Raw genomic sequence first — 20,004 nt, forward strand, 5'->3', positions numbered from 1 at the left:
TAGATTGTCCTATAAGAAAACAGTCGCAGAATTCAGTCACAGTTTTCTGGCTAAACCTGAAGACTGTGACTGAATCTGCGACTAAATGGTGAAAAAAAGTACAACTACTTCTTACTGTTTTCTATCTTTCTTTGATCAATTCTATTCTGGGCAATTGTCAAAGCGGCATGATGTGTCGTGATATTGTTTGCAATTGCAAAATCAATAATTTCCAATGTAGTATTGTAAATATTCTCTGTTTTACGCATAATTTCAGCTTTGTCATAATGGGCTAATTCCGCATATACATTGATAATTCCACCGGCATTAATCAAGAAATCCGGTGCATAAAGAATTCCGCGTTCCTGCAAAATTGCTCCGTGGATGTTCTCATTTGCTAATTGGTTGTTAGCCGCACCCGCAATTACTTTTGCTTTAATTTTATGTACCGTTGCATCATTTATAGTTGCTCCCATGGCGCAAGGCGCGTAAATATCAACATCGGCGCTGTATAAATCATCGCCTGTGAATATTTTTGCATTGTACTTTGCTCCTACTTCATACAATGTTTCTTCATTAATATCAGTTATTGTCACTAGCGCTCCTTCTTTGGTCAAATAATCCACCAAAGTTTCCCCAACATGACCAATTCCTTGCACCAATACTTTTTTACCATCCAAAATATCCGAACCAAATTGATGTTTCGCGGCTGCTTTCATTCCCAAATATACGCCGTATGCCGTAACAGGAGATGGATTTCCAGATCCGCCTCTTTCTTCAGAAATTCCAGTAACATAAGGCGTAACATCTCTTACAATATCCATATCCCTGGTTTCCATTCCTACATCTTCGGCAGTAATATATCTTCCGCTTAGCGAATGAACAAATTCTCCAAACTTACGCATCAATTCAGGTGTTTTTTGGGTTTTGGCATCGCCAATAATAACCGCTTTACCTCCACCAATATTCAATCCCGTGATAGCCGCTTTGTACGTCATGCCACGAGAAAGTCGCAATACATCGTTTAGCGCTTCCCATTCATTCGCATAATTATACATTCGTGTACCACCTAAAGCAGGTCCCATAACCGAATTATGAATACCAATAATTGCTTTTAAACCTGTATCTTTGTCGTTGCAAAATACAATTTGCTCGTGATCATCAAATGATAATTGACCAAAAACGGGATCCATTTTTTGAAGTTCCTTTCCAGTTGTGAAAGCTGCATTCATAAGTATTGATTTTTATAGTGATAAATTACGAATTCGTCAAAAAGACAAATCAAATTTACATAAAAAATAAATATATCCTAATATTCATTCGTTAAATTATCAATTTCATAATTACAAGAACTAAATAATTGATTTTCAGCAAAATCAAAAATTGATTATTAATCAAAAAATAAAACTTTTTCAACACAGAATATCTTAAAAAAATGAAAGAATTACGTTATTTAAACAAATATTTTATCAAATATAAATACAGCTTTTCCCTTGGTATTTTATTTACAATTATTGCACAAATATTTTCTTTGTTTACACCAAAATTGATTAGTAAATCATTTAAAGCAATTGAAGCATTCTCAAAGGACAAATCCGTTACTGCGGATGTCATTCAGCAGGAACTAGTTTCAAACATTTTACTGATTATTGCCACTACCATTATCGCTGGTTTCCTAACTTTTTTGATGAGACAAACCCTTATTGTGATGTCAAGACATATTGAGTTTGACTTAAAAAATGAAGTTTTCAGACAATATGAAAACTTGTCTCAAAATTTCTACAAACAAAACCGAACCGGTGATTTGATGAACCGTATCAGTGAGGATGTTTCCAAAGTAAGAATGTATGTGGGACCCGCCGTAATGTATACTATTAACACGGTTATCCGTTTTGCAATTGTAATTGGTTATATGTACAATGTATCACCACGATTGACATTGTATACCATTCTTCCTTTACCGGTTTTATCATATTGCATCTTCAAATTAAGTTCTGAAATCAATAAAAGAAGTACTATTTTCCAGCAATATCTGTCTAAAGTATCCAGTTTTTCTCAAGAAATATTTTCTGGAATCCGAGTGATTAAAGCGTATTCATTAGAAGACCAACATCAAAACAATATGGTCGATTTGGCAAATGAAAGCAAAAGCAAGAGTTTGGATTTAGCAAAAGTACAATCCTTATTCGGTCCTTTAATGTTGGCTCTGATAGGAATTAGCAACTTAGTTGTAATCTATTTTGGTGGTCTAATGTATATAAATGGGACTATAAAAAGCATTGGAACTATAGCAGAATTCATTTTGTACGTAAATATGCTAACGTGGCCGGTTGCTTCATTAGGATGGGTTTCGTCAATGGTTCAAGAGGCCGAAGCTTCCCAAAAGCGTCTTAATGAGTTCCTGAAAATCGAACCGGAAATAAAAAACAAAAATCCAAATAAATCTATTATTGAAGGTACTATTTCATTCGAAAATGTAAGCTATACCTATGAAGACACGAATATAGAAGCTTTAAAAAATGTTTCTTTTAAAGTAAAAAAAGGAGAAACACTAGCAATTCTTGGTAAAACAGGATCTGGGAAATCAACTATTTCTTCTTTAATCTCTCGCTTGTATGAAGTCACAGACGGACGAATATCAGTTGATGGAAATGAAATAAGTACTTTGAACCTATATGATTTAAGAAACAGCATTGGAATTGTTCCGCAAGATGCCTTCTTGTTTTCGGATAGTATTAAGAACAACATCAAATTTGGGAAAGAAAATGCAACTGATGAGGAAGTGGAAAATGCAACAAAAAATGCGGTCGTACATGATAATATCATTGGCTTTAACAAACAGTATGACACTATTCTTGGCGAACGCGGAATCACTCTTTCAGGTGGACAAAAACAACGCGTTTCTATAGCGCGAGCCATTATTAAAAACCCGGAAATTTTACTTTTTGATGATTGTTTATCGGCAGTTGATACGGAAACTGAAGAAGCTATTTTGAACAACTTGTATGAAATTTGCAAAGACAAAACCACTATTATTGTTAGCCATAGGGTCTCATCGGCTAAAAATGCAGATAATATTATCATTCTTGAAAACGGAAAAATTATTCAACAAGGATCTCATAATCAATTGATAAATCAAGAAGGGTATTATGCATCACTTTATTTGAAACAACTTTCAGAAAAAGAATTACTATAATTGTTGTATAATAAATAAATTTTTATGATTTTTGATTGCTATTAAATAAAAAAATTGACAGAAAGGATTATGAGAGAAAATGACATGTTAGAAAAAGAAGAGATATTTTCTAAAGTTTTACGTGCTGGAAGAAGAACCTATTTCTTTGATGTGAGAGCTACAAAAGCTGATGATTATTACATAACGATTACCGAAAGTAAAAAATTCACCGAAGAAGACGGATCGTTTCATTTTAAGAAACACAAGATCTATTTATACAAAGAAGACTTTGCTGCTTTTGCAGAAATTCTTGGCGAAATGACTTCTTACGTTTTGAACCACAAAGGCGAAGAAGTAATTTCTGAAAGACACCAAAAAGATTTCAAAAAAGAATACGCATCGGACAAAACAGATGATGACGAAATTCTACCACAAACATCAACTTTTACTGATATAGAATTTGATGATATTTAATTCTTAGTTACCAATTTACAAAACTAAAAAGTCCAAAAATCTTATGATTTTTGGACTTTTTTTGTACATTTAAAAAATAAACTACCCCTTAAAATTATTGAAACAAATAACACATCAACAAAAAATGAAGAAAAATTCATACTTTTTATGACTACTTTAATTGTAATATCAAGCACTGTATATGCACAAACACCTTTAAAAGAGTACGAAGCCGGACACGTTTTTCATATTGGCCTACCAGAATATATGGGAAAAACGATAGGATTGAATAACTCCGCAACTATCCAGTACAAAAGTGAAGTCAAAGATGTATATGGTTTCGTAATAGAAGATAATAAAGAAGAACTAAAATTAGCCGAATTAAACTACTCCTCTATCAACGAATTTTATGAAGGTTTTATAAAGGACTTTCTAACAGATAAAGACGACAGAATTATTTCACAACCATTATATAAAAAAAACGGGGAAATTAATTTTGTTGAATCTGACGTGACTTACTACGATAAAGAGGCAAAAATTAATATTTATTATTTAGTGGGAATAGTCGAAACAAAATCTGCTTATTACAAAGTATTGTCTTGGTCAGCAGCTGAAAACAAAGATAAATTCAAAGCAGACTTTCAAAAAACAGTATACAGTTTAAAAGACTAGAATAAGATTCAAAAAAAAATCAAAATGAAGAAAATTTTCCTTTCCATTTTTATATTCCTATTTGGTATTACAGTTTCTGCCCAAAAATTAGAATACACTACAAAATCAAACATTCCATACTATAGCGATGCGATAAACAAAACAGATGCTTACATCAATGAACGATGTCTTCTCGATATTTATTACCCAAAAAACAGCAGCGGTTTCGCAACTGTAATTTGGTTTCATGGAGGCGGATTAACTTCGGGTAGCAAAGAACTTCCTGAAGGACTTAAAGACAAAGGTATTTGTGTAGTTTCCGTAAATTATCGTTTGTCCCCAAAAGTAAGTTCTCCAAAATATATTGAAGATGCTGCAGCTGCAGTAGCATGGGTTTTTAAAAATATAAATACGTTTGGCGGTGATAATTCTTTGATTTTTATTTCCGGACATTCTGCTGGTGGATACCTTGCAAGTATGATTAGTTTAGACAAAAAATGGTTACTAGCTGATGGAATAGACGCCAACAAAATTGCAGGAATCATTCCATTAAGCGGCCAGGCCATTACCCATTTTGAAATAAGAAAAGAAAGAGGTATCCCTGAAACACAACCTGTAATAGACGAACTTGCACCACTATTTCATGTTCGTGCCGATGCTCCACCTCTATTATTAATAACTGGTGACCGTGAATTAGAAATGTTAGGCCGTTATGAAGAAAACGCCTATTTAATGCGAATGATGAAAATTGCTGGCCATAAGGAAACAAAGCTCTACGAGTTAGATGGTTTTGGCCACAACATGACAGAACCTGCTTTTCCTTTAGTTATAAAAGAAGTGCAAAGAATTGTCAATGAGAAAAAAAATATAAAAAAATAATTTTGAAACAACTAAGAGCAAAGTTTAAAAACCTAACGGTTCTTTGCTTTTTTATCTTTTAAAAGCAGAAATTCTACCAAATCTCAACAAGGGTATGTCATTGAGCTTCAGAATTCAGTCCAAACTAATTTCTTTAAACTATCATTCTATTTTCAATTCCTTACTTTCAATATCGAAAATTATATCCATAAAATCATTAACTTTGAGAATCAATTCAAAATCAAAACTTTCAATTGATTATTTTTTTAACTTAATTATTCTCGTCCAAGTTTATCTCAATTATCCGCTATTACATTTAGCAAAAAATAATCCAATTGCTTTTCTAATTTACAGTTTAATAACTTAAAAGATTAGTCTTTATGCAAACTTCTCCAACAGATAATTTTTGGCAATTTGACCCGAACTATTGGTTTCAAAAACTAAATACTAGCGACAAAGGTTTATCTAAAACGGTTGCTGAAAAAATCCTGTTAGAATCCGGAGAACACAAAATAAATAAATCTATTTTAAAAAAGGATTTTTTCCTTTTCATAGGACAATTTAAAAGCCCTTTGATGTTACTGCTTATTGGAGCTGTAATACTATCAGCCTTTCTTGGTGACACCTCCGATGTCTTTATTATACTCTTTATCGTTTTGTCTACCGGTTTTCTTAGTTTTTTCCAAGAAAGAAATGCAGGTCGTTTTGTAGCTGCTTTACAATCTATGATTGCATTAAAAAGCAGTATTTTGAGAGATGGAAAACAACAAGAAATCCTTTCTTCTACTATTGTTCCCGGCGATATTATTTTCTTGAAAGCCGGGGATATGTTACCCGCTGATTGCCTAATTATTGAAGCCAATGAATTACATGCCAATGAAGCCAGCTTAACCGGAGAATCCTATCCAACAGCAAAAATAGCAGGAATAGTGGATGCAAAAACGGAACTAACCAAAAGAACAAACTGCCTCTGGGAAGGAACAAATATAGTCAGTGGTACAGCCAAAGCAGTAGTAATCAATACCGGAAGCAAAACCATTTTTGGTGCCATAGCAAAAAGTGCTTCTGCTACAGTAGAAACTAAATTTGAAAAAGGCATCAAAGACTTTGGTTATTTCTTAATGAAAATAACATTAGTGTTATCAATATTCATACTGATTGTCAATTTATTAAATCACAAAAGCGCTATTGAATCTGCTTTATTTGCTTTGGCTTTAGCCGTAGGAATGGCGCCTGAATTACTTCCTGCTATTACCACAATTGCAATGAGTGCAGGTGCCAAAAGAATGTTAGATAAGAAAGTAATCGTAAAAAAACTGGCTTCTATCCAAAACTTAGGAGAAGTCAATTTATTGTGTACTGATAAAACAGGTACCATTACAGAAGGTGCAATTATAGTAGCAGGAACCGTTGATGGTTTGGGTACCGAAAATGAATTTGTAAAAGAATTAGCCTATTGGAATGCTTATTTTGAAACAGGTTATGCTAACCCAATCGATGAAGCCATAAAAAAGTTGCAAATAGAAACAAAGGCTAATCCAACTAAATTAGGCGAGATTCCTTATGATTTTATACGTAAAAGATTAAGCATCGCTATTATTACCGACACAAATAAACTATTGATTAGTAAAGGAGCGTTTAACAATATCATGAGTATTTGTACTACGGTGAGATTGAGTAATGGAACTGTTGAAGACATAGAACAACATAAAGCCGAAATTGAAAACAAATATGAAGAATTTGGAATCAAAGGATTGCGAAGCATCGGCATCTGTTACAAAAATATCAATTCCAATGCTATTGTAAAAGAAGATGAAACCGCCATGATTTTTGCAGGTTTTATTTTACTTGAAGACCCCGTTAAAATGGGTATTATAGAAACAATTGAGGAATTAAAAAAACTACAAGTACACCTGAAAATAATATCTGGAGATAATAAAAATGTAGCCCAATCCATTGCTTTAAAAATTGGAATCATTAACCCTATTGTGATGACAGGACAAGAACTTTTCAGTACAAGTCCGGAAGCATTAAAACATCTGGTAGGAAAAACACACATTTTTGCCGAAGTAGAACCACAACAAAAAGAACATATTATTCAGGCTTTGAGAAAAACATATACAGTTGCCTATGTGGGTGACGGTATTAATGATGTATCTGCTTTAACAGCTGCCGATATTGGAATATCTGTAGAAAATGCTGTTGATGTCGCCCGAGAAGCTGCCGATTTTGTATTAATGGAAAAAGATTTAGCCGTTATTATAGATGGTATTAAAGAAGGACGGAAAACTTTTGCAAATACTTTAAAGTACATTTTTATAAACACAGGATCTACTTTTGGAAATATGTTCAGCGTTGCGATTGCCTCCCTTTTATTACCATTTCTGCCTATGTTGCCCAAACAAATTTTACTGACTAATTTCATAACTGATTTTCCTTACCTCACCATTGCGTCTGATAATGTTGATCAAGAACAATTGAACAAACCCGGAAAATGGAATTTAAAATTCATTAGAAATTACATGATTATTTTTGGGATTCACAGTTCACTATTTGACGTGATAACCTTCCTTATACTTTATCATATACTAAAAGTGAAAGAATCTGCCTTTCAAACAGCTTGGTTTGTAGAATCCATACTTACTGAATTATTCATCCTGTTTATAATACGAACACATAAAAACTTCTTTAAAAGCAAACCGGGAAAATATCTTTTTATTTTGAGCATATTGGGACTACTAATTACAATCATACTTCCTTACCTTCCTATCGCAACTACAATAGGATTATCGCCAATTCCTTTTCTCAATATGGGGATCATGTTACTAATAGTTTTAATCTATATCATTACAGCTGACCTTTTAAAAGTTTGGTTTTTCAAAAAGTACGTACGAACTTAATAAATAACATACTCTAATAGTAGTCTTTTTTTATTTCTGAAAAGGATTTTTATATCGATTAAATTGCATATTTTTATTCCATAAAATAATTCTTCTAAACACTAACGCTTTTTTAGATGAACTACTATTAGTTATATATTCAGAATGGAAATAAAATTATTAATCATCCCAGGCTTGGGTGATTCAGGAGAAAACCATTGGCAAAGCTACTGGCTCAAAAAATATAAAAATGCTACTAAGGTAATTCAAAAAAATTGGGACGAACCTCAATGCGAGGATTGGTTTTCAAAACTAAACGAAGCGATACTAAAACTGGATAAGCCCACTATTTTGGTTGCACACAGTCTTGCAGTTTCCTTAGTAATGCATTGGGCTTCTGTAAATAGTAATCCTAACATAATTGGTGCTTTACTGGTTGCGCCTGCAGATGTTGATTCCCCTGAGCATACACCAGAGAAAATTTGGAACTTTTCACCAATACCATTATCTAAATTAGATTTCCCTTCCATAGTAGTGAGCAGTGAAAATGATCCGTACATATCTGTACAAAGAGCCGAATATTTCGCTAAAATGTGGGGAAGTGATTTTATAAATATTGGTCAAAAAGGACATATCAATTCCGAATCAAATCTCGAATTTTGGGAAGAGGGACAAATGCTATTGCAACAATTAATTGATAAAATTAATAATTAATTTTATCACCCGATTCGCAATCCATTTTCAATTTTAAAATCGGGAGCCAGTAGAATAACATCTCCTTCATCGCCCACTGCTCCTAAGACCAAGCATTCGCTCATGAATTTTCCAATTTGTTTTTTAGGAAAATTGACCACAGCAACAATTTGTCGGTTTTTCAATTCTTCCTTTTGGTAGCGTTTCGTTATTTGCGCTGATGTTTTTCTAATTCCGATTGCAGAACCAAAATCTATTGTTAACTGATAGGCGGGTTTTCTAGCTTCGGGAAAATCATTCACTTCTAAGATAGTTCCCACATGCATTTCTACTCTTTCAAATTCAGACCAAGTTAATTCCATAAATTTATTTTCGTTTTAAAGTCAATTTTCAATGACACTATTTTACAAACGAAATTTACTATTTTCTGTTTACAAACAATCCTTTTTTCATAACTTTAAAGTTTAAAATCAAAAAAAACACTTCACATCTTTTAAAAAGAGCGTTTTTAAAACTTAAATCAAAAAAAACATAAATGTCAAAAACTGCTTCAAAAATGATTCCGCTTGGTACTGTTGCTCCTGAATTTCATTTGAAAGATACTAATTCTAATGAATTGTTTTCTTTTGCAAATTTAAAAGGTGAAAAAGGCACCTTAGTGTTATTCATCTGTAATCACTGTTCATTTGTACGCCATGTCATTGAAGAAATCGTAATGATTGCTAATGATTATCGGGTTCAGGGAATTGGGATAATCGCTATTTCAAGTAATGATATTTCACTATATCCTCAAGATTCACCGGAACTGATGACTGAATTTGCTTTCGAAAACAAAATGGAATTTCCTTATTTATACGACGAGACACAAGAGGTTGCTAAAGTATACGATGCGGCATGCACTCCAGATTTTTTCCTGTTTGACAACCAAAATAAATTAGTGTATCGCGGCCAGTTGGACGACAGCCGACCAGGAAATGGGATTCCGCTTAGTGGCAATGATTTGCGGGGTGCTATTGATGGTGTGATTTACAATCGAATAATTAATCCGAATCAAAAACCAAGTATTGGTTGTAATATAAAATGGAAATAAATCTAATTTAAAAAAAGTATGTTGACTTTCTCCAACATACTTTTTTTATAGTATAAAAATATTACAATTGAGAAGATATATAATTTGAAATACTTACCATTTTAACATCGTCAAGATGCGCTTTTACCTGCATTCTTGTTAAGATTGGCTGCCAATTTTCCTTACTATATGCAGTTGGAGCATACAATTTATGGCATCTGGCACAACTATTTTCATATAAATTTTTTCCTTCAACCAGTTCTGGTGAAAGTATGGTTGTTTTCGCTGCTTCTGTTGGAGCCGTTTGTACCGCCACCGTTTTAGAAGCGCACGAAAATAAAACTACTGCAAGTGCTGCTACTGCTACTATTTTTGATTTCATAATTAGTTCTTTAGAATAACAAATATAAAAAAAACCCAATAACAATAAAGTTTATTGGGTTTTAAATTTTATATGAGAGTAAAGACTATTTTACGTCCATTAATTCTACGTCAAAAATCAAAGTAGCATTTGGCGGAATTGCTCCTCCAGCCCCACGAGATCCATACCCTAAATGAGATGGAATCACGAAACGTGCTTTATCACCTACACGCAACAAGGCAATTCCTTCATCCCAACCTTCAATAACATTTCCTTTTCCTAATGGAAATTCGATTGGTTTTTTACGAGGATATGAACTGTCAAAAACTTTACCGTCTGGAAGTTGTCCTGTATAATGTACCGAAACTGTTTTTCCATTTTCTGCTTTTTTACCTTCACCTCTTTGAATGAATTGGTAACGCAAACCACTTTCTGTTTTTTCAAAACCAGCTGCTAGTTTTTCCATAGCTTCTTCAGCATCTGCTTTTAAAGCGGCATCACGTTTGTTACGTGAACCTTTGAAAGTGATAAAAGCTTCAATTGCATTCCAATTTTTAGCTTCTTCTCCTTCTCTGATAATTTCTAAAGATTCCAAAACATCTCCTTGAGCAACTGCATCAACAACATCCTGACCTTCTACAACATGGCCAAAAACAGTATGTTTGTTATCCAACCATTCTGTTGGAATGTGTGTAATGTAAAATTGAGAACCGTTTGTTCCAGGTCCAGAATTAGCCATAGCCAAAACTCCCGGACGGTTGTGTTTCAAACTTGGGTGAAATTCATCGTCAAATTTATACCCTGGATCTCCAGTTCCTGTTCCTTGCGGACAACCACCTTGAATCATGAAATCAGGAATTACTCTGTGAAATTTTAATCCGTCATAAAATTTAACCCCTTGTGGTTTTACTTTATTTTCTAAGTTTCCTTCCGCCAATCCTACGAAGTTCCCAACTGTTCCTGGTGTTAATTCGTGCTCTAGTTTTACTAAAATAGCACCTCTTGTGGTGTTGAATTTAGCATATATTCCGTTTTCCATTTTTGTATAATTTTTATTGAAGAGCAAATTTACGAAATTAATTTTAAAAAGGAATCGAGGCCTTGATTTGATTATTTGAAAGTTTGAGGATTCAACAGGAATGTAATTTAGAAAACACTTCAAACATAATACCTTCTTTAAAACCTTCAAATTCCACTAAACCCTAGCCCAGATTACTTCACTTAATTTCTATCTTCATAGGAGTTCAGTGAAAATCCTTTCTAGTCCTGAATTTGTTTCAGGATTCTGAACAATTCAGGACTGGAAAGATCGCAACGAATAGCCAGAAATAGCTCCTGAAGAAAAGATTAATCGCTTATTTGGCTATTCGTTTATTTGGGAAATTTTGAATCTCAAAAACTTTGTACCTTTGCGCTTTAAAACTTAGAAAAGAAATTATGCGCATTGATATTGTAACTGTTCTCCCAGAATTATTGCGAAGTCCATTTGAGGCTTCAATTATGAAACGTGCCATCGATAAAGGATTGGTGGAAGTCTATTTTCATAATCTACGGGATTACACGACCAACAGGCAGAAAAGTGTAGATGATTACCCTTATGGCGGTGGTGCCGGAATGGTGATGACTGTACAGCCCATTGATGCTTGCATTACGCATTTGAAAAGTGAGAGAACCTACGATGAAATCATTTATATGTCGCCGGACGGGGTAACCCTGAACCAAAAAATGGCGAACACGATGTCGATGTATGAAAATATTATTATCCTTTGCGGTCATTATAAAGGTGTGGATCAACGGGTACGAGACCATTTCATTACAAAGGAAATCTCGATTGGTGATTATGTTTTAAGTGGAGGTGAATTAGGAGCTTTGGTTTTATCGGATGCGTTAATCCGATTGATTCCGGGTGTTTTAAGTGATGAAACCTCAGCATTGACTGATAGTTTTCAAGATGGATTATTGTCAGGACCTATTTACACAAGACCTGCTGATTATAACGGATGGAAAGTTCCTGATGTTTTGACCAGCGGAAATTTTGCCAAAATTGATAAATGGCGTGAAGATATGGCCTATGAACATACTAAGAATAGAAGACCGGATTTACTGGAGGAATAATTTTCAGTTTTCAGTCGCAGTTTTCAGTATATTAGGAATGAATAAAAAAAATTCAGTCGCAGTTTTCAAAACACAATTTGTGATCTCTAAAAACTGAGACTGAAAACTGGGACTAAAAATTTAAATACAATCAATATGGATTTTAAATAATTATTAGCATTTCAAAAGTCGTTTCAATTAGCAATGGACATTTTCATGGTATCGAAATCGTTTCCAAAAGAAGAAAAATATTCACTCACAGATCAAATGCGACGTTCTTCTAGAAGTGTTTCCGCAAACATTGCAGAAGCATATAGAAAAAGACGTTATGTTAATCATTTCATCAGCAAATTAACTGATAGTGATGCTGAAAATTCGGAAACAAATGTCTGGCTGGAATTTTCTCTAAAATGCGAATATATAAATATTGAAACCTATAATGATTTGAATAACAAAACTATTGAAATTGGAAGACTAATTAATTATATGATTAATAACCCTGAGAAATTTGGATGTAAAATCTAGTCGCTCTTTTAATCCAAATATACTGAGACTGAAAACTGATTACTAAAAAAGTTGTAAATTAAAACAAAAGTTGTATTTTTGCGCCCACATTAGGTTAACCTCTGGCGAGATCCGTGAATGTTGATTTAATAAAAACCATAATTAAAAAATTATCATGGCAGATTTAATGAAATTCGTTCAAGACGAATTAGTAGCTAGAAAAGATTTTCCTGTTTTTGGAGCTGGTGATACTATCACAGTTTACTACGAAATTAGAGAGGGTGAAAAAACTAGAACACAGTTTTTTAAAGGAGTTGTTATTCAAAGAAGAGGTTCTGCTAATACAGAAACTTTTACAATTCGTAAAATGTCAGGTGCAATTGGAGTTGAGCGTATCTTCCCAGTAAACTTACCAGCTTTACAAAAAATTGAAATCAACAAAAAAGGTGCAGTTCGTAGAGCTAGAATTTTCTACTTTAGAGAACTTACTGGTAAAAAAGCTAAAATTAAAGACAAAAGAAGATAGTCAACTATCTCTTTACTATAAAAAAGTCCCAACAATGTTGGGACTTTTTTTTTGCTAATTTTTTCCCTCATAAATTCCTAATTTAGGATTATAGAACCTATAAAACTAACAAATTAAGAATAACAAGTTAGTAATCTAAAAATTCGTGTTTTTCTATATAAAATGCGCCTGCTATTACATCTGATTTTCATATATTTGTCCGCCTTATTTCAAGTGAAAGACCTTATTTAAGCTACATTTAACCGTGATTTGATTATAAAAATACAAAAATGACACAGAAATCAAAAATTTTTTACACCCTTACTGATGAAGCGCCTTTGTTGGCAACCTATTCATTTCTACCTATTGTACAAGCATTTACATCAACTTCTGACATTGAAATTGAAACTAGAGATATCTCTTTAGCCGGAAGAATTTTAGCAAACTTTCCTGAATTTTTGAATGAAGATCAAAAAACAGGAGATGCTTTATTAGAACTTGGACAATTAGCTACAACTCCAGAAGCAAACATTATAAAATTACCAAATGTTTCGGCATCTGTTCCTCAATTAAAAGCGGCAATTGCTGAATTACAATCTCATGGTTATAATTTGCCAAACTTCCCGGAAGAACCGCAAAACGAAACGGAGAAAACAATCAAAGCTAAATATTCTAAAATTTTAGGTTCTGCCGTAAATCCAGTTTTACGTGAAGGAAACTCGGATCGTAGAGCTCCTAAAGCAGTTAAAAATTACGCTAAAGCAAACCCACATTCAATGGGAGCTTGGACATCTGACTCAAAAACACAAGTAGCTTCTATGGAAAGCGGCGATTTTTACGGAAGTGAAAAATCAATCACAGTTGCTGATGCTACTGATGTAAAAATAGAATTTGTTGGTAAAGATGGTTCAACTACTATTTTGAAAGCAAGCACTCCATTAAAAGCAGGAGAAATAATCGATAGTTCTGTTATGAACTTGAATGCTTTGAAAAGTTTTGTTGCTAAAACAATCAAAGAAGCTAAAGAACAAAACGTTTTACTTTCAGTTCACCTGAAAGCTACGATGATGAAAGTTTCTGATCCAATTATTTTTGGAGCTATAGTAGAAGTTTATTTCGCTGCTGTTTTCGAAAAATACGCTGCTTTATTCAATGAATTAAATATTGACACCAGAAATGGTTTAGGTGACGTGTATGCAAAAATTGCAGGAAACTCTATGCAAGCAGAAGTGGAAGCTGCCATAAATCAAGCGATCGAAAACGGCCCTGCCTTGGCTATGGTAAATTCTGAAAAAGGAATTACCAATCTTCACGTTCCTTCGGATGTGATTGTGGATGCTTCTATGCCAGCTATGATTCGTACTTCGGGACAAATGTATAATAAGGACGGAAAACAACAAGATACCATTGCGATTATTCCAGACCGATCTTACGCAGGAATTTACACAGCGACTATTGATTTTTGTAAAAAACACGGTGCTTTTGACCCAACAACTATGGGAAGTGTACCAAACGTAGGTTTGATGGCACAAAAAGCAGAAGAATATGGTTCTCATGACAAAACATTCCAAATGAATGCAGACGGCGTTGTTCGTGTTGTAGATACTAATGGAAACGTTTTAATGGAACAAGCCGTTGAAGCAAAAGACATTTTCAGAATGTGTCAGGCAAAAGATGCTCCGATTCAAGACTGGGTTAAATTAGCGGTAAACAGAGCTCGTTTATCCAATACTCCAGCCGTTTTTTGGTTAGATGAAAACAGAGCACATGATAGAGAGTTAATCTCAAAAGTAACCAAATATTTAAAAGATTACGATACAACAGCTTTAGACATTCGCATCCTTAATCCTATTAAAGCAACTGACTTCACATTAGAAAGAATCATTAAAGGACTCGATACTATTTCTGTAACAGGAAACGTATTGCGTGATTACTTAACTGACTTATTCCCTATTTTGGAAGTAGGAACATCCGCTAAAATGTTATCTATCGTTCCATTGATGAATGGTGGAGGTTTGTTTGAAACTGGTGCTGGTGGATCAGCTCCTAAACATGTGGAGCAATTTACACAAGAAGGTTATTTACGTTGGGATTCTCTAGGTGAGTTCTTAGCTTTAGGCGCTTCATTAGAACACTTAGGACAAACATTAAACAATTCTAAAGCAATTATTTTAGCAGAAACTCTTGATGTAGCTACAGAGAAATTCTTAGCTAATGATAAATCCCCGGCTCGTAAAATTGGCGAAATTGACAACCGTGGTTCTCATTTTTACTTGGCAATGTATTGGGCAGAAGCATTAGCAGCACAAGATAAAAATGCCGAATTGAAAGCTATCTTTACTCCTATTGCAACAGCATTTGCAGCAAACGAAGCAAAAATCAATACAGAGTTAATTGGAGCACAAGGGAAACCTCAAGCTATTGGTGGTCATTACCAACCAAATCCTGAATTGACTGAAAAAGCAATGCGTCCAAGCGAAACATTCAATACTATTTTAGATAGGATTGCTGTTCCTGCAAAAATCGCTTAATAAAATAATTTCATATAGTACAAAAGACGACTGGAAACGGTCGTCTTTTTTTTTATCTTAGCAATACCTTAACAATTGTTATAGGCCAATTAATATTCTGTTTAGTGAAATTTGTATTTCTTCATTTAGAAAATTTAAACAATGATTATAAAGAAAATTATTCCCTTTCTTGTTGTATTATTAGCCTCTATTTCTTCCTTCTCTCAAAATAAATTCACACTTAGCGGAACTATTATTGATGCCAATAGCAATGAAACATTAATTGGCGTAAACATTGTTATCCCAGAATTAAAAACTGGTGTAACAACCAATGAATATGGCTTTTATTCTATTACTGTACCAAAAGGAAATTACAGCGTTCAAATCACCTATTTAGGATATCAAACTATTGAGAAATCTATAAATCTAAACCAAAACATAAGGAATAATTTTAAATTATTGAGTAATGAAACCGCTTTAAAAGAAGTAGTCATTATTGATACTAAAACTGATATTCGGAAACCAGAGATGAGTGTCAATAAACTTTCTATTTCGGCTATTAAGAAAATGCCGGTTGTACTTGGCGAAGTGGATGTTCTCAAATCTATTTTATTACTTCCTGGAGTTACTAATGCCGGTGAAGGCGCATCTGGTTTTAATGTTCGCGGCGGTGGTGCTGACCAAAATTTAATTCTTTTGGACGAAGCAACCATCTTTAACTCCTCCCATGTTTTTGGTTTTTTCTCCGTTTTCAATCCTGATGCGATAAAGTATTTAAAGCTATACAAGGGTGGAATCCCGGCTCGTTTTGGAGGAAGAGCTTCTTCGGTTTTGGACATTTATCAAAAAGACGGTAACAGTAATGGATTTCATGTCAATGGTGGAATCGGATTAATATCCAGTAGAATTTTGGCCGAAGGACCAATAGTAAAAGACAAAGGTTCCTTCCTTATTGGAGGACGAAGTTCGTATGCCCATTTATTCTTGAAACTATCCAAAGATCAAAAAAACAACTCCGCTTATTTTTATGATTTAAATACCAAGTTGAGTTATAAATTGACCCCAAATAACAACTTATATTTATCCGGATATTTTGGAAGAGATGTTTTTAGCCTAAACAAAAGCTTTACCAATATTTACGGAAACTCCACTTTAAACTTACGGTGGAATCATTTATTTTCAGATAAATTATTTTCGAATTTATCGTTAATCTACAGCGACTATTACTATGGATTGGATTTGGATTTTGTAGGTTTCAAATGGGATTCTGGCATCAAGAATTATAATATTAAATACGATTTCAAAAATTACATTTCTAATAAATTCAAATTGAATTATGGCGTAAGCGCTATTTATTATGATTTTAATCCGGGAACCATCAGACCTTCTGATTTAAATTCTGGAATTAATTTTGATCAATTGGATAAAAAATACGCATTCGAACCCGCTTTATATATGAATGCGGACCAGGAAATTTTGAATAAAATCTCTCTTTCTTATGGGCTTCGTTACAGTATATTTTACCGTTTAGGGCAATCTACCGTAAATATTTATGCTGATAACAATCCTGTAACCTTCAATCCGGATTTACACATTTATGAAAAAGCCACTCCTTTAGGAACAAAATTCTATGGAAAAAACAAAGCAATTGAAAGCTTCAATAATCTGGAACCCCGCTTTTCTTTGGCCTATCAAATCAATGACAGTCAATCTGTAAAAGCAAGCTACAACAGAATGGTGCAATATTTACAATTAATTTCCAATACGTCTTCTCCTACTCCGCTTGACGTGTGGACGCCTAGTGATAATTTTATAAAACCTCAAATTGCAGACCAAGTGGCTTTGGGATACTTTGAAAACTTAAAAGATGGAATTTATTCTTTGGAAGTAGAAACCTATTATAAAAAAGTAAAAAATAGATTAGATTATATTGACGGTGCAAATCTAATTGCAAATAAAGCAATCGAACAAGTGATTCTAAATGGAGAATTAAGATCTTACGGCTTGGAAATTATGTTCCGTAAAAACGAAGGCAAATTTAACGGTTGGATTTCCTATACTTTATCTAAATCCGAACAACAAACACCTGGAAGAACGCCAATTGAAACAGGAATCAATAATGGAAATTGGTACAACTCTGTTTATGATAAATTACATAATATTGCGATTACCAGTTCCTATAATTTAAACGAAAAATGGTCTTTTGGAGCTAATTTTGCGTTACAAACCGGACAGCCTGTAACCTATCCGAATGGGCAATATGAATACTTAGGAATAACCGTTCCTAGTTATGGATTGAGAAACGAAAACCGACTGCCGGCTTATCATCATCTCGATATTGCTGCAACATTGACGCCACGCAAAAATAGCGACCGAAACTGGAAGGAAGAATGGGTTTTCAGCATTTACAATTTGTATAACCGAAAAAATGCCGCTTCAATCAATTTTAGACAAAATATAGATACCGGTACTAATGAGGCCGTAAAAACGTCGATTTTCGGAGTAGTTCCTGCAGTGAGTTATAACTTCAAATTTTAATTATTATGAGAAAAATAACACTCCTTTTTGGCATTTTAGCAGCATTTTTTTTTAGCAGTTGCCAAGATGTTGTTCCAATAGATCTAAACACAGCACCACCAAAACTGGTTATTGAGGCATCCCTAAATTGGAAAAAAGGAACCGATGGAAATCAACAAAAAATAAAATTAACCACAACCACTGATTATTACAGCAGTGTGATTCCTAAAGTTTCTGGGGCCACTGTCACTATTAAAAACAGTTCAAATATCATTTTTAGTTTTATCGAATCGGCTAATAAAGGAGAATACTTTTGCAATAATTTCATTCCTGTCCTAAATGGATCGTACACATTAACCGTTATTAGTGACGGCGCAACGTACACAGCTACAGAAACATTAAAATCAGTAGCGCCAATAACTGAAATCATTCAAAATAACGAAGGAGGTTTTACTGGTAAGGATATAGAAATCAAATCCTATTATACGGATCCAGCTAACGAACCTAATTATTATTTGTACAAATATATCTATTCTAATCAGATTAAATCTAATTTTTACGTAGACCTAGATGAGTTTTTTGATGGAAATAAATTCTTCAGTATTTCCCAAAATGAGGATTTAAAAACCGGTGATTTAATCCAAATCAGCCACTACGGAATTTCAAAATCCTACTACAATTACCTCAACGTTTTAGTAAGTATCGCAGGGAATAATGGCGGAAGTCCGTTTCAATCCCCTCCCGCAACGGTAAGAGGAAATATAATCAACACCACAAATCCAACAAATTATCCTTTGGGTTATTTTTCGCTTAGCGAAGTTGACATTAAAAACTATACTATTGAATAATTAGGAGTCAATCCAGATAGCAACGGATTTTACATTGCAGATTAACGATTTTAGATTTTAGATTTTTCATACATTTACAACAAATTTAGAATCTGAAATCTAAATTCAAAATTCCTAAATCAAAAATCTTCATGTCCTCACATCACATCGTTCGCGACGACCAAGAACCGGCTTTAATAATTGCCAATGGCGCAGCTTGTAATTCAGAATTATTAGGACAATTGTTAGAATGGTCTCCTCTAGTAATTGTATTGGATTCGGCCATGGAAAGAGTCATGGAATTAGACATAAAAGTGGATGTTCTTTTAGGGGATTTTGATAGAGGATTTGATCCGGAACAATATCAAACTTCTCAGTATCCTATTGAAATTATCCATACTCCGGACCAAAATAAAACCGATTTAGAAAAAGCTTTTGATTATTTAATTCACCGAAAAATCCCAGCTGTAAATGTCGTTTGGGCAACAGGAAGAAGAGCCGATCATACGATTACCAATCTTACCAATATAGTTCGATATAGAAATCTATTGAAAATTGTGATTTTAGACGACCATTCGAAAATATTTTTGTTGCCAAACAAATTCGAAAAATGGTACACCGCAAATACTCCCATTTCGCTAATACCAATTGGACATGTTACCGGAATTCATTCTGACAATTTATTTTATACTTTAAAAGACGACAGCCTAACCATTGGATATAGAACAGGAAGCAGCAATCATGTCATAAAAGATGGCATCGTCACAATTGAGCACAGTGCAGGCGATTTATTGATGATGGAATGTATGGATTTGTCTAGTCCTGAAAAAACGATACAGGATTAATAAAAAATAAAAGTACAATTTTTAAACAGTAGTAAGCTCCGGTTTACTACTGTTTTTTGTTTTATAGGTTCTCATTTTAATTAT

The 20,004-nt window shown here is 33.7% G+C and carries 17 protein-coding genes and 1 pseudogene; 14 read left to right on the forward strand and 4 right to left on the reverse strand.

What is annotated here, in order from left to right:
* Positions 1-104: 104 nt before the first annotated feature.
* Complete coding sequence (locus ACM55I_RS08130) at positions 105-1,211, reverse strand: Glu/Leu/Phe/Val family dehydrogenase (RefSeq protein ID WP_416846269.1); 1,107 nt, start codon at positions 1,209-1,211, stop codon at positions 105-107.
* A gap of 203 nt (positions 1,212-1,414) precedes the next feature.
* Between ACM55I_RS08130 and ACM55I_RS08135 the strand changes: the two genes are divergently transcribed.
* From ACM55I_RS08135 to ACM55I_RS08160, 6 genes are all read left to right on the forward strand, one after another.
* The gene (locus ACM55I_RS08135; protein WP_416846270.1) at positions 1,415-3,175 is read left to right on the forward strand and encodes an ABC transporter ATP-binding protein; all 1,761 of its coding nucleotides are present in this window, start codon (positions 1,415-1,417) and stop codon (positions 3,173-3,175) included.
* A 69-nt stretch (positions 3,176-3,244) separates the two neighbouring features.
* Entirely contained in the window at positions 3,245-3,628 is a 384-nt protein-coding gene (locus ACM55I_RS08140) for a PUR family DNA/RNA-binding protein (RefSeq protein ID WP_039110963.1), read from the forward strand.
* Positions 3,629-3,775: 147 nt separating this feature from the next.
* Positions 3,776-4,279: a hypothetical protein gene (locus tag ACM55I_RS08145; protein ID WP_416846271.1), complete on the forward strand. Its 504-nt coding sequence runs from the start codon at positions 3,776-3,778 to the stop codon at positions 4,277-4,279.
* A gap of 24 nt (positions 4,280-4,303) precedes the next feature.
* Positions 4,304-5,137, forward strand: coding sequence for an alpha/beta hydrolase (locus ACM55I_RS08150; RefSeq protein ID WP_416846272.1), 834 nt, complete (start codon positions 4,304-4,306; stop codon positions 5,135-5,137).
* Positions 5,138-5,496: 359 nt separating this feature from the next.
* On the forward strand, positions 5,497-8,016 hold the full coding sequence (mgtA, locus tag ACM55I_RS08155; RefSeq protein ID WP_416846273.1) for a magnesium-translocating P-type ATPase: 2,520 nt from the start codon (positions 5,497-5,499) through the stop codon (positions 8,014-8,016).
* Positions 8,017-8,160: 144 nt separating this feature from the next.
* Positions 8,161-8,709 carry an RBBP9/YdeN family alpha/beta hydrolase gene (locus ACM55I_RS08160; RefSeq protein WP_416846274.1) on the forward strand — a complete coding sequence of 183 codons (549 nt, stop codon included), beginning with the start codon at positions 8,161-8,163 and terminating at the stop codon, positions 8,707-8,709.
* A gap of 5 nt (positions 8,710-8,714) precedes the next feature.
* Here ACM55I_RS08160 and ACM55I_RS08165 read toward each other — a convergent pair whose 3' ends face one another.
* Positions 8,715-9,050, reverse strand: coding sequence for a tRNA-binding protein (locus ACM55I_RS08165; RefSeq protein WP_416846275.1), 336 nt, complete (start codon positions 9,048-9,050; stop codon positions 8,715-8,717).
* A 173-nt stretch (positions 9,051-9,223) separates the two neighbouring features.
* Between ACM55I_RS08165 and ACM55I_RS08170 the strand changes: the two genes are divergently transcribed.
* Positions 9,224-9,778 (forward strand): thioredoxin family protein, encoded by a 555-nt coding sequence (locus ACM55I_RS08170; protein WP_416846276.1) that lies wholly within the window; start codon positions 9,224-9,226, stop codon positions 9,776-9,778.
* Positions 9,779-9,839: 61 nt separating this feature from the next.
* Here the strand turns inward: ACM55I_RS08170 and ACM55I_RS08175 are convergent, their stop codons facing one another.
* Together ACM55I_RS08175 and ACM55I_RS08180 are read right to left on the reverse strand one after the other, a co-directional pair.
* Complete coding sequence (locus tag ACM55I_RS08175) at positions 9,840-10,139, reverse strand: cytochrome c family protein (RefSeq protein WP_416846277.1); 300 nt, start codon at positions 10,137-10,139, stop codon at positions 9,840-9,842.
* An 85-nt stretch (positions 10,140-10,224) separates the two neighbouring features.
* Positions 10,225-11,157, reverse strand: a complete 933-nt coding sequence (locus tag ACM55I_RS08180) for a peptidylprolyl isomerase (RefSeq protein WP_416846278.1) — start codon at positions 11,155-11,157, stop codon at positions 10,225-10,227.
* A gap of 398 nt (positions 11,158-11,555) precedes the next feature.
* Here ACM55I_RS08180 and trmD point away from each other — a divergent pair, with 398 nt between their 5' ends.
* From trmD to ACM55I_RS08215, 7 genes and pseudogenes are all read left to right on the forward strand, one after another.
* On the forward strand, positions 11,556-12,233 hold the full coding sequence (gene trmD, locus ACM55I_RS08185) for a tRNA (guanosine(37)-N1)-methyltransferase TrmD (protein WP_416846279.1): 678 nt from the start codon (positions 11,556-11,558) through the stop codon (positions 12,231-12,233).
* 135 nt (positions 12,234-12,368) lie between these two features.
* Positions 12,369-12,737, forward strand: a pseudogene (locus ACM55I_RS08190) (four helix bundle protein).
* A gap of 154 nt (positions 12,738-12,891) precedes the next feature.
* On the forward strand, positions 12,892-13,242 hold the full coding sequence (rplS, locus tag ACM55I_RS08195; protein WP_035673785.1) for a 50S ribosomal protein L19: 351 nt from the start codon (positions 12,892-12,894) through the stop codon (positions 13,240-13,242).
* A 269-nt stretch (positions 13,243-13,511) separates the two neighbouring features.
* The gene (locus tag ACM55I_RS08200) at positions 13,512-15,752 is read left to right on the forward strand and encodes an NADP-dependent isocitrate dehydrogenase (protein ID WP_416846280.1); all 2,241 of its coding nucleotides are present in this window, start codon (positions 13,512-13,514) and stop codon (positions 15,750-15,752) included.
* A gap of 141 nt (positions 15,753-15,893) precedes the next feature.
* A complete protein-coding gene (locus tag ACM55I_RS08205; protein WP_416846281.1) occupies positions 15,894-18,269 on the forward strand; it encodes a TonB-dependent receptor in 2,376 nt (791 codons plus the stop codon).
* 5 nt (positions 18,270-18,274) lie between these two features.
* Positions 18,275-19,096, forward strand: a complete 822-nt coding sequence (locus ACM55I_RS08210; protein WP_416846282.1) for a DUF4249 domain-containing protein — start codon at positions 18,275-18,277, stop codon at positions 19,094-19,096.
* A gap of 131 nt (positions 19,097-19,227) precedes the next feature.
* On the forward strand, positions 19,228-19,920 hold the full coding sequence (locus tag ACM55I_RS08215) for a thiamine diphosphokinase (RefSeq protein WP_416846283.1): 693 nt from the start codon (positions 19,228-19,230) through the stop codon (positions 19,918-19,920).
* The last annotated feature ends 84 nt before the right edge of the window (positions 19,921-20,004 follow it).

The organism is Flavobacterium algoris (genome assembly GCF_048158525.1).
Classification (GTDB): domain Bacteria; phylum Bacteroidota; class Bacteroidia; order Flavobacteriales; family Flavobacteriaceae; genus Flavobacterium; species Flavobacterium algoris.

What these genes read in the sequence shown, in the direction of transcription:
- ACM55I_RS08130 (WP_416846269.1), bottom strand. Translation starts at nt 1,211, where the DNA reads ATGAATGCAGCTTTCACAACTGGAAAGGAACTTCAAAAAATGGATCCC.
- ACM55I_RS08135 (WP_416846270.1), top strand. Translation starts at nt 1,415, where the DNA reads ATGAAAGAATTACGTTATTTAAACAAATATTTTATCAAATATAAATAC.
- ACM55I_RS08140 (WP_039110963.1), top strand. Translation starts at nt 3,245, where the DNA reads ATGAGAGAAAATGACATGTTAGAAAAAGAAGAGATATTTTCTAAAGTT.
- ACM55I_RS08145 (WP_416846271.1), top strand. Translation starts at nt 3,776, where the DNA reads ATGACTACTTTAATTGTAATATCAAGCACTGTATATGCACAAACACCT.
- ACM55I_RS08150 (WP_416846272.1), top strand. Translation starts at nt 4,304, where the DNA reads ATGAAGAAAATTTTCCTTTCCATTTTTATATTCCTATTTGGTATTACA.
- mgtA (WP_416846273.1), top strand. Translation starts at nt 5,497, where the DNA reads ATGCAAACTTCTCCAACAGATAATTTTTGGCAATTTGACCCGAACTAT.
- ACM55I_RS08160 (WP_416846274.1), top strand. Translation starts at nt 8,161, where the DNA reads ATGGAAATAAAATTATTAATCATCCCAGGCTTGGGTGATTCAGGAGAA.
- ACM55I_RS08165 (WP_416846275.1), bottom strand. Translation starts at nt 9,050, where the DNA reads ATGGAATTAACTTGGTCTGAATTTGAAAGAGTAGAAATGCATGTGGGA.
- ACM55I_RS08170 (WP_416846276.1), top strand. Translation starts at nt 9,224, where the DNA reads ATGTCAAAAACTGCTTCAAAAATGATTCCGCTTGGTACTGTTGCTCCT.
- ACM55I_RS08175 (WP_416846277.1), bottom strand. Translation starts at nt 10,139, where the DNA reads ATGAAATCAAAAATAGTAGCAGTAGCAGCACTTGCAGTAGTTTTATTT.
- ACM55I_RS08180 (WP_416846278.1), bottom strand. Translation starts at nt 11,157, where the DNA reads ATGGAAAACGGAATATATGCTAAATTCAACACCACAAGAGGTGCTATT.
- trmD (WP_416846279.1), top strand. Translation starts at nt 11,556, where the DNA reads ATGCGCATTGATATTGTAACTGTTCTCCCAGAATTATTGCGAAGTCCA.
- rplS (WP_035673785.1), top strand. Translation starts at nt 12,892, where the DNA reads ATGGCAGATTTAATGAAATTCGTTCAAGACGAATTAGTAGCTAGAAAA.
- ACM55I_RS08200 (WP_416846280.1), top strand. Translation starts at nt 13,512, where the DNA reads ATGACACAGAAATCAAAAATTTTTTACACCCTTACTGATGAAGCGCCT.
- ACM55I_RS08205 (WP_416846281.1), top strand. Translation starts at nt 15,894, where the DNA reads ATGATTATAAAGAAAATTATTCCCTTTCTTGTTGTATTATTAGCCTCT.
- ACM55I_RS08210 (WP_416846282.1), top strand. Translation starts at nt 18,275, where the DNA reads ATGAGAAAAATAACACTCCTTTTTGGCATTTTAGCAGCATTTTTTTTT.
- ACM55I_RS08215 (WP_416846283.1), top strand. Translation starts at nt 19,228, where the DNA reads ATGTCCTCACATCACATCGTTCGCGACGACCAAGAACCGGCTTTAATA.